Below are 12,146 nucleotides of genomic sequence, written 5' to 3'. Positions count from 1 at the left end.
ATCATACGCCCTTTCTTCCGTACTGCCGCTGGAGGGGCGGTGGTTGGAATGGAACGATTATTGCGCAACAAGACGACAATTCTGATGTTCATTTTGCCAGCATTGATTATCTACAGTATCGTGCTGCCGCTGCCGGCCGTATCGTCCGTTTATTTCAGCCTTGTCGAGTGGAATTTGATCGATACGATGCGTTTTGTCGGACTGGACAACTTCAGCTTCCTGTTCTTGTATGATGACGTGTTTTACGCGGCTCTGAAAAATACGTTTATTTATTTGCTCCTGTCCATCGCGCTGCAGCTGCCTATGGCGTTTTTTCTTGCGATCATACTGAGCAAAGCGATCAAAGGGCGGAGATTTTTCCGCAATGTCATCTTCCTGCCGGTTACTTTCTCGGGGGTCGCCGTATCGCTGATGTGGTATTTTATCTATCACTCAGAGGTCGGTCTCGTCAACCGCTTCCTCGAAGCAGTCGGTCTCGGCTTTCTGAAGCATAGCTGGCTCGCCGACGGCAGCACCGCGCTGTATGCGGTCATCATCTGTGTCGCTTGGCAATTCGTCGGCTACCATATGGTCATCTATATGGCCGGCATTTCGACGATTCCTGCGGATATTGTGGAAGCGGCCAAGATGGACGGCGCCGGCGAATGGCATATCATCAAGCATATCATGTTTCCGTACCTCATTCCGATGCTGAAGGTCAGCACGATATTGATGACGACGAGCTCGCTCAAAAGCTTCGACAATATTTACATCATGACGCAGGGCGGGCCGAACCATGCGACCGAGGTGCTCGCTTCGCATATGTACACCAAAGCGTTCGCGCAGATGGAATACGGTTACGGCAGCGCCTTGTCCACCGCTCTGATGGCGCTGTGCATAAGCGCGACGGTTCTGCTTAACCGGTTGTTCAGGAGAGACGACTTTGACGCCTAAGGAGGTGAATCCAACGATGTCGACGAGAACCGCGCTGGTAGCAAATGCGAATCCGCAAGGAAACCGGCAGTACTCGAGGCTGACGGCTCTGAAGTACGTATTTCTGGGCGTTTATGCGCTAGCCATCTTGTATCCGCTTTTTTTCCTGCTCATCTCATCGCTGAAGGACAACGACGAAATTTTTTCCAACCCATGGGGACTGCCGATAAAATGGGGCTTGAACGTCTATTACCAGGTGTGGACGCAATACGAGGTGGGACGATATTTCTTCAACAGTCTCTATTACTCGCTGCTCAGCGTTGCGATTACAATCTTTATTTGCTCCATGGCTTCCTATGCCATCGTGCGGATGAAATGGAAGCTCAGCAAATGGACGCTCGGCTTTTTTTTGCTCGGCCTGATGGTGCCCGTCCATTCGACGCTGGTGCCGCTCTACATTACGGCTTCCAAGCTCGGCCTCAATTATCCGCGGATCACGATGATCGTCATCTTCGTCGCGTTCGCCATTCCGTTCTCCGTATTCGTGCTGGCGGGATTCATCCAGGGCATCCCGAAGGAGATGGAGGAATCGGGAGTGATTGACGGGTGCTCGCTGCCCAAAGCGTTCTGGAAGATCATCTTCCCGCTGCTGGCGCCGCCGCTCGCGACGATTACGATATTCAATTTCCTCGGCTCGTGGAACGACCTGATCTTTAGCCTGATTTTTATTAACGACGAATATTACAAGCCGATTCAGCTCGGAATTATGCGGTTCCAAGGCAACTTCTCGACCCGCTATTCGTTCCTTCTGTCCGCGATCGTCATCGCGATCGTTCCGAGCGTGGCTGCCTATATGGTGCTGCAGGACAAAATCGTATCCGGCATTACAGCCGGCGCTGTGAAAGGATAACGCCCGCTTCCATCGCGGAATTCGAGCAGTTGGCGGAGCATTACGGCATCGGCTCGGTCTGGAAGGGCCTCTATGGGCTGGAGGAAGTGAAGAAGGGGAGAATGCGTTGGGAGGAATGGCTTCCCGACGGCCTTCACCCGACGGAGCGGGGAAGCCTGAGCTACGGTCGGCGTTCGCCGGCATTATTCGTTAACATTGGGGGAGCCGTTATGTCAACAGGCCGTAATGAACTGGCTATTGGTGCGGATATTGGCGGTACAAATCTGAAGCTGGGCTTGGTCACGAGAGAGGGGACAATCCTGGGTTCGCTCTCTCTCCCTCTGGCAAGAAATTCAGAAGGGGGCGCCGATCTTGCTTTTATTGCGGAAGAGATCTCTTATTTCATCCAACAACAGAATCTTAACGCCGAATTGGCAGGAGTTGGCGTTGCGAGTCCGGGCGTTATTGACAAAGAGCGCGGTGTGGTCATTCATGCGGTTAATTTGGGATGGAGCAACGTGCGAATGGTCGAATACCTACAGAGGCAATTGCAGCTTCCCGTACGGTTGGAAAGCGATGCGGTAGCCGGAGCGATCGGAGAGAAAAAATACGGCGCGGCGATGGAGATGGACAGCTTTCTGTACATCTGCATCGGAACCGGCGTAGGCGCGAGTTTGTTTCTGGATGGACACTTCTATGAGGGGGATAGCGGCGCGGCCATTGATATGGGGCATATGTGCGTAATTCACAACGGTTTCCCTTGTAAATGCGGCAACTACGGCTGTCTGGAAAAGTACGTTTCGGGGTCTGCCATTACGGCGCGAGCGCAGTTGGATGCCCGAATGATCTTTCAGGCAGCAGAGAGCGGCGACGAGTTTGCGTGCAAAGTATTCGAGGAAGCAGGTCAGCTTCTGGGAATCGCTCTTGTGAATGCACTGCATTTGTTTGGTGTCGGAAACATCGTGATCGGCGGGGGAGTCAGCCAGGCCGACGCCTACTTGCTTGAGCCTGCGAGACAGATGGTGCGCGATAGGTTTAGCCGTCATACCCTCCCTCATATCCGGATTGAACGCGCGGCTTATCCGATAACGTCTGGCGTAGTGGGGGCGGCGGCTTCATTTTTCGAGGATGAAACATAAGGGGGAGACCATATGCTGATTGATCAGTATTTGCAAAAAATTGCAGCGCTAACGGAAGCCATAGGCGCAACTCAATCGGAAACCATTCGCAGAGTGGCAAGCTTGATAGCTGATTCCGTGGAAAAGGGCGGAGTGCTTCACGTGTTTGGCAGCGGGCATTCGCACATGATCGCGGAGGATGTTTTTCATCGTGCGGGCGGTCTCGCTTGTGTCAATGCGATGCTGGAGCCATCGCTTATGGAATTGAATGTGGGCAGAGCGACAGAGCTGGAGAGGCTCTCCGGATACGCCAAAGTGTTGCTATCCGGCTACGATCTCCGTGCGGGGGAGGTCATCGTTGTGATCTCAAATTCCGGCATCAACGCCGTTCCGATTGAAGTTGCGCTAGAATGTAGAGAAAGAGGGCTACATGTGATCGCTCTGACAAATATGGATCATTCCAGGCAAGCGGCTTCTCGTCATCACAGTGGAGTAAAGCTTTTCGAGGTGGCCGATCTTGTGTTGGACAATTGCGGAGTATACGGCGATGCTGTTTTGCAACTGGAGCATTCCCAACAGTTCGGGCCGACCTCGACGATTGGCGGTCTGATCGTGATGCAATCGGTCGCTGCAGCGGTCGTCGATGAGCTGATCAAAAGAAAAATGGACCCTCCGATTTTCCTCAGCGCCAATCGGGAAGGAGGGGATGAGCACAATGGGGAATTGTTTTCCCGGTATAAAGACAGGGTCCGTTACGCTTAGAAGAGTTGGGGAAGAATAACGGACTTCGCTTGATGGACGCGGTTCGACAGGGGGGCGCCGTATGCATAAAGTTTTGATTGTTGAATTAAGTTTAATTTCGGGGCGGTCATAACGTGAAAGGACGTATGGCCGCCTTATTAGGAGCGATGGAGCAATGATAAACGATCATCCCATATGGGCTTCCATGCTGGCTAAATACCCGGAGCTGGAACCAAGCATGCCCGATATCAAGCGAGCGTTGGAAGTATTGAAAGAAACGTACCGACTCGGAGGAAAAACGTTGCTGTGCGGCAATGGAGGCAGCGCTTCGGACAGCGAGCATATCGTTGGGGAACTGATGAAGGGGTTTATGAAGAAACGGTCCTTGCCGGATGATGTCAGACGGATTTTTCTTGATCGGTACCCGGAAGAAGGCGGCTTTCTGGCCGATCATCTGCAAGGCGCTCTTCCGGCGATATCCTTGATCAGTCAATCTGCGCTTCTTACGGCATATGCCAACGATGTATCCGCGGAAATGATCTTCGCGCAGCAAGTGTATGGTTATGGTAAACGTGAAGATACGTTAGTCGGACTCAGCACTTCAGGAAATTCCGCGAACGTCGTTCGCGCGATGCAGGTCGCTAACGTATTGGGAATGAGGACTATAGGGTTGACAGGCAGAGATGGCGGGCAGATGAAAGAGGTATGCGCGGTTACGATTCGCGTGCCCTGGGATACGACTCCGGAAATTCAAGAACGGCATCTGCCCATCTATCACGGACTATGCATGCTGCTGGAAGAGGAGTTTTTCTAGAATGACTATATTAGCCGGAGTCGATATCGGCGGAACGAAGTGTGCGGTAAGTCTAGGCCGAATCCAAGGAACGCAAATCGAGTTAATCGCTAGAAGCAGCTGGCCGACTTCCTCTTCACCGCAGCATATGATCGACCGATTAATGAATGAACTGGAAGAAAAGCTCAATGAGCTTGAGAGTTCAGAGTTGTCGGCTATCGGCATCAGCTGCGGCGGTCCGCTCGACAGCAAATCCGGAATGATCCTGTCGCCGCCCAACCTTCCGAATTGGGACCGGATCAACATTGTACAGCCGTTTAAAGAAAAGTTTAAAGTGCCCGTCGGACTTCAAAATGATGCCAACGCTTGCGCGCTTGCGGAGTGGCAGTGGGGAGCCGGCCAGGGAAGCTCCAACATGATTTTCTTGACATTCGGAACGGGCATGGGAGCCGGATTGATTCTGAATGGGCGTCTATACGCGGGGACGAATGACATGGCGGGAGAAATCGGCCATATTCGGCTCGAAGATGACGGACCGATCGGTTATGGGAAAGCGGGTTCTTTCGAAGGATTTTGCAGCGGAGGCGGCATCGCGCAGCTTGCGCAATCGATGGTGCGGGAACGGTTAATGCGAGGGCTCCCGGTTTCCTTCTGCCAATCGGAACATGAAATAGCGATGATGACGGCACAACAGGTTGGGGAAGCGGTTAGGAAGGGAGATCCGCTGGCGCTCGACATTTTCGACATCGTCGGAAGGCAGCTCGGAAGAGGACTGGCGATTCTGGTTGACTTATTGAATCCCGAATTGATCGTCATCGGGAGTATCTATGCCAGACAACAGCCTCTGTTGGAAAATAAGGTGATGGAGGTTTTGCGGCGCGAATGCCTTCCTGTCTCATTGTCGGTATGTCGCGTCGTTCCCGCAATGTTGAGCGAAAACGTAGGGGATTACGCCAGCTTATCCGTGGCTATGCACATTCTGATGAAAGACACATAAAAAATTCAGGGGGCGATGCCGCCGATTTTTCTGCGCATTTTCTCCCCAAATAGCTTCCAGCCCACCCATAGCCAGAAGACGCCAAGGATCAGAAGGACAAGCAAGGTTAACAAAATGAAATGATGAGGTACAGAAGGTTTACCGAAGTGATTGTTGCCTAGCCGATTCAGAGCCTGCTTCATTAGAGACATCTGCAGCACAGGATCATTTGTCATACCGCCCGCGTTTACCCGGAATCCGTTAGTTTGGCCGGCTTTGTTAAGTCCGCTTTTTACCGTCAGCGTAATATCGATACCCAATTGATTGCATATTTTCAGCAGCGGCTTGGAGAATGCCCCGAAAGGGAAGGCAAGCACATGGTTCGGCGCACCTAACTTCTGAAACAGAATGTCATTGGCCTTCTTCAGATCGGATGTTACGCGCTGCTCGTATTCTTGCTCGGTTTCTTTTCGTTTCTTATCCTTCAGATAGATCTGGCTGGCAAGCATCGGCAGTTGTTTTTTGTTCGAAGGACCTGTTGGGACATACATGTGCGAGTCGTACGTGTGGCTGAAAAAGTCGATGCCGTTCTTATGCATCAACTCCACCTGCTCCCAGGTGAGCTTCGGAACGCCGTTATGCTGCGGATTGCCGACCGTGTTGACAATAAGAAAGCTGGCAGATGGTGCATGATATTTTTCCAGTACAGGGAAGGCATATTTATAAAGCGACTCATACCCATCGTCGAAAGTCAGAAGGACCGCGTTTACCGGAATCGGGGATGAATGGAGAATAAAGTTTCTGTATTGGTTCATGGTAATCCAGTGAAAATTATTATCCCGCATTAATTCTAACTGTTTGTCAAAATTAGCGACAGATAGCGACTTTAAGTCGTCCGGCTTCGGGCTGATATCATGATACATCAGCACGATAACACGATCCTTATAATAAATCCCGTTCGGGTCATTCGGTTCGGGCTTCAATCCCGTATACGGATAGATAGGCGTTTCCGAGTTCGTCGCGCGGGGATGGGTATAAAACAACCGGTTGATTAGGGGGATTCGCGAATGGTATCTTGTGACAGCCAATGAACCAAGCACTAATAAACCCGCCGCAAGCGATAGAGACAATAAGATGAATTTTGTTTTTAATGTCATGCGGATTACCCCTTTATAATAAAAAGTTAGCTTTAGTAATGACGATCCAATCCTGCAAGAAGTTGCTAATGAAAATTGCGCTCGCGTTTTTTTAGCTTACCCAATCTTTGACAATGTATATGTGTATTCGGTATTGGAATCTTCTCAATTAGCCTCCTAAAGGAGGTTTTTTTTTATTTTCATAGAACAGGTCGGACATTCGTGTCGAATTGTGTTGAAAGAACACGGTTATTATGGTTCAATCTGTATGAATCGAAGAAAAGATTTCCAGCTTGAGTTGAAGGCATGAAGCAGCTCTTGTTTATGCTGGAAATGGAGAGAGAGGTATCTCTATGGAGCATGTTCATGGTTCGTATGATACGACGCTTGTCTTGTTTTCGTATATCGTCGCGGTCGTGGCTTCCTATACCGTACTGGATTTGGCAGGTCGTGTAAGCGAGACTAGCGGGAGAAGCCGCTGGTTATGGCTTTCATTCGGCGCGGTTGCCATGGGTATGGGTATTTGGTCCATGCATTTCGTAGGAATGCTTGCATTCTCACTGCCCGTTCCGGTCGCTTACGATTTAGTTATCGTTCTGTTGTCCGTATTGGCGGCCATCCTCGCATCCTTCATAGCTTTATTCGTTGTCAGCCGCAATCAATTAACGATAAAACGATTGCTCGGCGGCGGATTGATGCTTGCCATTGGCGTATCGGCGATGCATTATATCGGAATGGCGGCTATGCAGATCGATATTACTTACGATCCGATGTACTTTACTCTGTCCATCGTTATCGCGATCGTTGCATCCATTGCGGCATTATGGCTTTCGTTCTACTTCCGTAAGGGAGGAGAACGGGGTGAGGTGTGGAAGAAACTGGGCAGCGGGTTGATAATGGGCGCTGCGATCGTCGGCATGCATTATACGGGGATGGCGGCTACACGCTTTCATTTGGGCGGTAAATCGGGAATGACCACTGGGATCATATTGGATCAGAAGTGGCTCGCTTATTTCATAGCGGGAGGTACTTTATTTACGTTGGGATTATCGTTGCTGGGGATATTTATCTCCAAACGATTTTCCTACAAAGATTCGGAAATTCAGGAGAAGCAGGACGAGATTTATGTCATCAACCGCGAGCTGCGGCAGTTAAACGACCATCTGGAGGAATTGGTGGCGGAACGCACGGCACAGCTTGAGAAAGCGCACGATGAGGCGATTCAAGCGAATATGATCAAAAGCCAGTTTCTGGCCAATATGAGCCATGAGCTGAGAACGCCGCTTAATGCGATCATCGGCTACAGCGAAATGTTGATGGAGGAAGCTGAAGACCTCGGTGCGCCTGCTTTCGTGGAAGATCTCGGAAAGATCAGCGTTTCAGGGAAACATCTGCTTGCGCTCATCAACGATATACTGGACATTTCGAAAATCGAAGCCGGCAAAATGGAGATCTATTATGAGACAATCGGATTGGATGAGATTTTTCAGGATGTAATGACGACGGTCAAGCCGCTTATCGAGAAAAACGGGAATCGGTTGGAAACCCGTTTTATAGAAGGGGAACTGAAAACCGACGTAACGAAGCTGAGGCAAATCTTGATCAATCTGCTCAGCAACGCGAGCAAATTTTCCAAAGAAAGCACAATTGTGTTCGAAGTTTACCCCCAATCGAGAAATAACGTTGCTGGCTATTGCTTCAGCGTTAAAGATACGGGAATCGGAATGACGCCCGAACAGGTGGAGAAGCTATTCCAACCTTTCTCTCAAGCCGATAGTTCAACGACGCGCAAATATGGAGGCACCGGACTAGGACTTGCGATTAGCCAAAGCTTCTGCAACATCATGGGCGGCGACATTAACGTCGAAAGCGCACCCGGTCAGGGGAGTACGTTTACGTGCTGGCTTCCTGCATTTCCCGCAGGAGAGAGTCCGATAACGGATACTCCCGAAACGATTAGAGAAAATGTGCATGAAAATAATCAAGTGAGTATTCTCCTCATCGATGACGAGCCCGTCAACCAGCAATTAATGCGGCGATATCTCGCGAAGGAAGGATGGACCTTAGCGTTTGCGGAAAGCGGGCAGGAAGGACTTAGACTGTCGAAGCAGCTGCGCCCTAAAGTGATCTGTTTGGATATCCTTATGCCGAGCATGGACGGGTGGAGCGTATTATCCGCGCTCAAGAGCGATCCGGAGTTGGCCGACATTCCCGTCGTTATCACGTCGATGACCGACGACAAGCAATTGGGTTATTCGCTCGGCGCTTCCGAATTTCTAACGAAACCTTTGCATAAGGAGAGGCTTGTAAGCGTAATGGACAAGTACATATCGAATCGTGCGGATCACGCCGTTCTGGTCATCGAAGACGATGAGACAACAAGCGAAATGATGACTAAGCTGTTGCGGAAAGAGGGATATTCCGTTACCCAGGCTCAGAACGGTCGGATCGCTTTGGAATGCATGGCGAGGGAGACTCCGAATCTCATCTTATTAGATTTGATGATGCCGGAGATGGACGGTTTCCAATTCATTGCCGAGCTGCGCAAACAGGAAACATGGAGCGACATACCGATAGTGGTCGTGACTGCAAAGTCGATTACGTTGGAGGATCGTTTGAAATTGAACGGCTTTGCTAAGGGCGTCATACAGAAAGGATCGTTCGATCATAAATCGTTATTGACCGAAATTCGCCGATTCATTGAAGTCGGCCAAGGAGCATGATGGGTATGTATACAGTGCTTTTAGTAGAAGATCACGAGATGAACCGCGACATGTTGTCCCGTCGTCTTACCCGCAAAGGATATGAGATCATCATTGCCGAAGATGGCAAGCAAGGCGTCGATCTAGCCATGGAGCAACGTCCGGATTTGATTTTGATGGATTTAAGCTTGCCCGTCCTTGACGGTTGGGAGGCTACCCGTATTCTCAAGAACTCTCCCGAGACGAAAAATATTCCGGTGATCGCTTTAACCGCCCACGCTATGGCAGGGGATAAAGAGAAGGCTTACCAAGCAGGATGCGACGATTTCGATACGAAGCCGATTGAGCTAAGTCGGTTAATCGAGAAAATGGAAGCGGCCTTGGCGAGGAAATGAAACCATTTGTCTAGAATTGTTCATACCAAGCTTGCCCTCAAGGTGATATAATTCCGTTCATACTGTCGATTGAAAGGAATGGGGGCGCACTTTCAGCATGAGAAACGGATTAATTAACGCGGTAATCGCTTATACAATGTGGGGGCTGCTCCCGCTATATTGGAAATGGTTCGAAACGATGCCTGCCGGCGAAATCCTGTCCCATCGGATTATATGGTCATTTGTGTTCGTATTAGGGATTATCGCGGTTCAGAAGCGCTGGCGGGAGTTTAAGCAAACGTTGAAAAATTGGAAATCGCTTCTTCCGCTAGCGGTCAGCAGCGTGCTCATTACGACTAATTGGTTGATTTTCATTTGGGCCGTTAACAACGGACATGTCATCGAGACAAGCCTCGGCTATTATTTGACTCCACTGATTAACGTCATGCTGGCGGTATTGTTTCTTCGCGAGAAGCCGAACCGGGGCCAGTGGTTGGCGGTTGCGCTGGCTGGAGCCGGCGTGTTGCTCGTTACTATTGATTACGGAAGCTTCCCATGGGTATCGGTATCCCTTGCGTTCAGCTTTGGTTTGTACGGTCTTGCCAAAAAAAGAGTGACCATCGACGCTTCTATCGGGTTGCTGACGGAGACCACGATCGTCGTCCCGGCCGCGCTCATATACTGGAGCTACTTAGGAACGGCTCACTTGGATACGGCGTGGTCTTTGCCCGCCGCTTCCTTGATCTTGCTGCTGCTGTCCGGAGCAGCGACCGCGCTGCCTTTGCTGTTCTTCGCCAAGGCGGCGAGTCGGCTTCCGTTATCCACGCTGGGGTTCATTCAATATATCGGCCCTTCGATCACGTTAATTCTGAGCGTACTTGTTTTCAAGGAGACGATTTCCTCAGTCCTGTTGATCAGCTTTACTTTGATCTGGACCGCGTTGGTCGTCTATGCGATGGCTTCTATTCGAACGCCCCGAGCGATTCAGTCGGCGAAAGCTAAGTGAGATGAACCGCGAGCGCAAAAAGCAAACCCTCCTCGGGATGGTGTTAATGAGGAGGGTTTGCTTTTCTTTATTTCACCGAGTCTAGAATGTCTTCGATCGAGTCGAGCGTTGCTGCCTCGAGAACGACGCCCGCAGCATGCACATTCTCTGCAACTTGCTCCGGATGACTAGCTCCGACTAAAGCGCTGGCCACGCTCGGTTGGCGGAGAATCCAGGCGAGCGCTAGTTGTCCGATCGTGAGACCGAGCTCGCGGGCGACGGCTGCCAGTTTCTTGACGGCTTCGATTTTGTCTTCCGTAATTCCGTTCTTTACCCATTCCAGTTTGGCCGCGCGGCTGTCCGACGGAATGGAAGCGACAGAATCGTATTTGCCGGTCAACAGACCCTGTGCGAGCGGGGAGAAGACGACCTGCGAAATTCCTTTTGCTTCGCCGAGCGGAATGATTTCCTTCTCGATGTATCGGTTGAACATGTTATAGATAGGCTGATTAACGACGATTCGATCAAGCAAATAGCGGTCGGCCGTTCCGAGAGCTTCCTCCATCTGGGCAGCCGTCCACTCGCTGACGCCGACATAAAGGACTTTGCCCTGTCTGACGAAATCGTCGATCGTGCGCAGCGTTTCATCGATCGGCGTTTCCGTATCGTAACGGTGGCAGTAGAAAATATCGACGTAATCAAGCCCTAAACGGTCTAAGCTCGAGTTAATTTGCTCGGTAACGTGCTTGCGGGACAGTCCCCGGTCATTCGGACCTTCGCCCATCGGCCAAAAAGCTTTGGTCGCCAAAACGTAGCTTTCCCGCGGATAATCACGAAGGATTTCGCCCATAACTTTCTCGGCCGCTCCTTGCTCGTACACGTTGGCAGTATCGAAGAAGTTGACACCAAGCTCGTACGCTTTACGAATGGCGGACGCGGCACGTTCCTGTTCGACGTATCCTCCGTATGTCAGCCAGCTCCCAAGACTGATCTCGCTAACTTTAAGGCCGCTGCGGCCTAACCGACGGTATTTCATCGCGCAATCATCCTTCCTGTCTTTCGATCTTAACAGATAGAATTGTACCGCAGCAGCCGGGTAACGGGAAGAAGTGAAAGTTTTGTCACTTACTATACTCGAGATAACTATAGGGTGCGTGGCCGACGCAGTTGCCGTGCGACTGAATGAAGTGAGCTTTCCGCGGCTAATTCTGGCTCAGTAGGGCGCGGCGGCGGGGAGTTAGACGGAAAAATCGAGTAATTCTGGCTTAGTATGGCGCGGCGGCGGGGAGTTAGACGGAAAAACCGAGTAATTCTGACTTAGTAGGGCGCAAGGACCGGGAGCTAGACGGAAAAACCGAGTAATTCTGGCTCAGTAGAGCGCAGCGGCGGGGAGTTAGACGGAAAAACCGAGTAATTCTGGCTCAGTAGGGCGCAGCGGCGGGGAGTTAGACGGAAAAACCGAGTAATTCTGACTTAGTAGGGCGCGGCGGAGTGGAGTTAGACGGAAAAACCGAGTAATT

General features: G+C 50.8%; 11 protein-coding genes. 9 read left to right on the top strand and 2 right to left on the bottom strand.

Going from position 1 to position 12,146, the window contains the following annotated elements; translation table 11 throughout:
- The first annotated feature begins 48 nt into the window (after window positions 1-48).
- The 6 genes from K7P76_RS15555 to K7P76_RS15530 all read left to right on the top strand — a co-directional run bounded on the left by K7P76_RS15555 (window position 49) and on the right by K7P76_RS15530 (window position 5,450).
- Complete coding sequence (locus K7P76_RS15555; protein WP_232186227.1) at window positions 49-933, top strand: carbohydrate ABC transporter permease; 885 nt, start codon at window positions 49-51, stop codon at window positions 931-933.
- Between the two features lie 16 nt (window positions 934-949).
- Window positions 950-1,822, top strand: coding sequence for a carbohydrate ABC transporter permease (locus tag K7P76_RS15550; RefSeq protein WP_232186226.1), 873 nt, complete (start codon window positions 950-952; stop codon window positions 1,820-1,822).
- Between the two features lie 29 nt (window positions 1,823-1,851).
- On the top strand, window positions 1,852-2,940 hold the full coding sequence (locus tag K7P76_RS15545) for an ROK family protein (protein WP_232186225.1): 1,089 nt from the start codon (window positions 1,852-1,854) through the stop codon (window positions 2,938-2,940).
- Window positions 2,941-2,952: 12 nt separating this feature from the next.
- On the top strand, window positions 2,953-3,681 hold the full coding sequence (locus K7P76_RS15540; RefSeq protein WP_232186224.1) for a sugar isomerase domain-containing protein: 729 nt from the start codon (window positions 2,953-2,955) through the stop codon (window positions 3,679-3,681).
- A 154-nt stretch (window positions 3,682-3,835) separates the two neighbouring features.
- The gene (locus K7P76_RS15535) at window positions 3,836-4,474 is read left to right on the top strand and encodes a D-sedoheptulose-7-phosphate isomerase (protein WP_232186223.1); all 639 of its coding nucleotides are present in this window, start codon (window positions 3,836-3,838) and stop codon (window positions 4,472-4,474) included.
- Between the two features lies 1 nt (window position 4,475).
- Window positions 4,476-5,450, top strand: coding sequence for an ROK family protein (locus K7P76_RS15530; protein ID WP_232186222.1), 975 nt, complete (start codon window positions 4,476-4,478; stop codon window positions 5,448-5,450).
- 5 nt (window positions 5,451-5,455) lie between these two features.
- Here K7P76_RS15530 and K7P76_RS15525 read toward each other — a convergent pair whose 3' ends face one another.
- Window positions 5,456-6,586, bottom strand: a complete 1,131-nt coding sequence (locus K7P76_RS15525; protein ID WP_232186221.1) for a polysaccharide deacetylase family protein — start codon at window positions 6,584-6,586, stop codon at window positions 5,456-5,458.
- A gap of 332 nt (window positions 6,587-6,918) precedes the next feature.
- Between K7P76_RS15525 and K7P76_RS15520 the strand changes: the two genes are divergently transcribed.
- The 3 genes from K7P76_RS15520 to rarD all read left to right on the top strand — a co-directional run bounded on the left by K7P76_RS15520 (window position 6,919) and on the right by rarD (window position 10,647).
- Window positions 6,919-9,288 carry an MHYT domain-containing protein gene (locus K7P76_RS15520; protein ID WP_232186220.1) on the top strand — a complete coding sequence of 790 codons (2,370 nt, stop codon included), beginning with the start codon at window positions 6,919-6,921 and terminating at the stop codon, window positions 9,286-9,288.
- A 5-nt stretch (window positions 9,289-9,293) separates the two neighbouring features.
- Window positions 9,294-9,662: a response regulator gene (locus K7P76_RS15515; protein ID WP_232186219.1), complete on the top strand. Its 369-nt coding sequence runs from the start codon at window positions 9,294-9,296 to the stop codon at window positions 9,660-9,662.
- A gap of 97 nt (window positions 9,663-9,759) precedes the next feature.
- Window positions 9,760-10,647, top strand: coding sequence for an EamA family transporter RarD (gene rarD / locus K7P76_RS15510; RefSeq protein WP_232186218.1), 888 nt, complete (start codon window positions 9,760-9,762; stop codon window positions 10,645-10,647).
- 67 nt (window positions 10,648-10,714) lie between these two features.
- On the opposite strand, the gene K7P76_RS15505 is transcribed toward rarD, so the two are convergent.
- The gene (locus K7P76_RS15505) at window positions 10,715-11,662 is read right to left on the bottom strand and encodes an aldo/keto reductase family protein (protein ID WP_232186217.1); all 948 of its coding nucleotides are present in this window, start codon (window positions 11,660-11,662) and stop codon (window positions 10,715-10,717) included.
- Window positions 11,663-12,146 lie beyond the last annotated feature (484 nt).

The organism is Cohnella silvisoli, from assembly GCF_021190915.1.
Classification (GTDB): domain Bacteria; phylum Bacillota; class Bacilli; order Paenibacillales; family Paenibacillaceae; genus Cohnella; species Cohnella silvisoli.
The sequence above is the reverse complement of the archived record's forward strand: the minus strand, read 5'-3'. Positions and strand labels throughout refer to the sequence as shown.

Coding starts and splice junctions, on each gene's coding strand:
- K7P76_RS15520 (WP_232186220.1), top strand. CDS start 6,919: ATGGAGCATGTTCATGGTTCGTATGATACGACGCTTGTCTTGTTTTCG.
- K7P76_RS15530 (WP_232186222.1), top strand. CDS start 4,476: ATGACTATATTAGCCGGAGTCGATATCGGCGGAACGAAGTGTGCGGTA.
- rarD (WP_232186218.1), top strand. CDS start 9,760: ATGAGAAACGGATTAATTAACGCGGTAATCGCTTATACAATGTGGGGG.
- K7P76_RS15515 (WP_232186219.1), top strand. CDS start 9,294: ATGTATACAGTGCTTTTAGTAGAAGATCACGAGATGAACCGCGACATG.
- K7P76_RS15525 (WP_232186221.1), bottom strand. CDS start 6,586: ATGACATTAAAAACAAAATTCATCTTATTGTCTCTATCGCTTGCGGCG.
- K7P76_RS15555 (WP_232186227.1), top strand. CDS start 49: ATGGAACGATTATTGCGCAACAAGACGACAATTCTGATGTTCATTTTG.
- K7P76_RS15505 (WP_232186217.1), bottom strand. CDS start 11,662: ATGAAATACCGTCGGTTAGGCCGCAGCGGCCTTAAAGTTAGCGAGATC.
- K7P76_RS15540 (WP_232186224.1), top strand. CDS start 2,953: ATGCTGATTGATCAGTATTTGCAAAAAATTGCAGCGCTAACGGAAGCC.
- K7P76_RS15550 (WP_232186226.1), top strand. CDS start 950: ATGTCGACGAGAACCGCGCTGGTAGCAAATGCGAATCCGCAAGGAAAC.
- K7P76_RS15535 (WP_232186223.1), top strand. CDS start 3,836: ATGATAAACGATCATCCCATATGGGCTTCCATGCTGGCTAAATACCCG.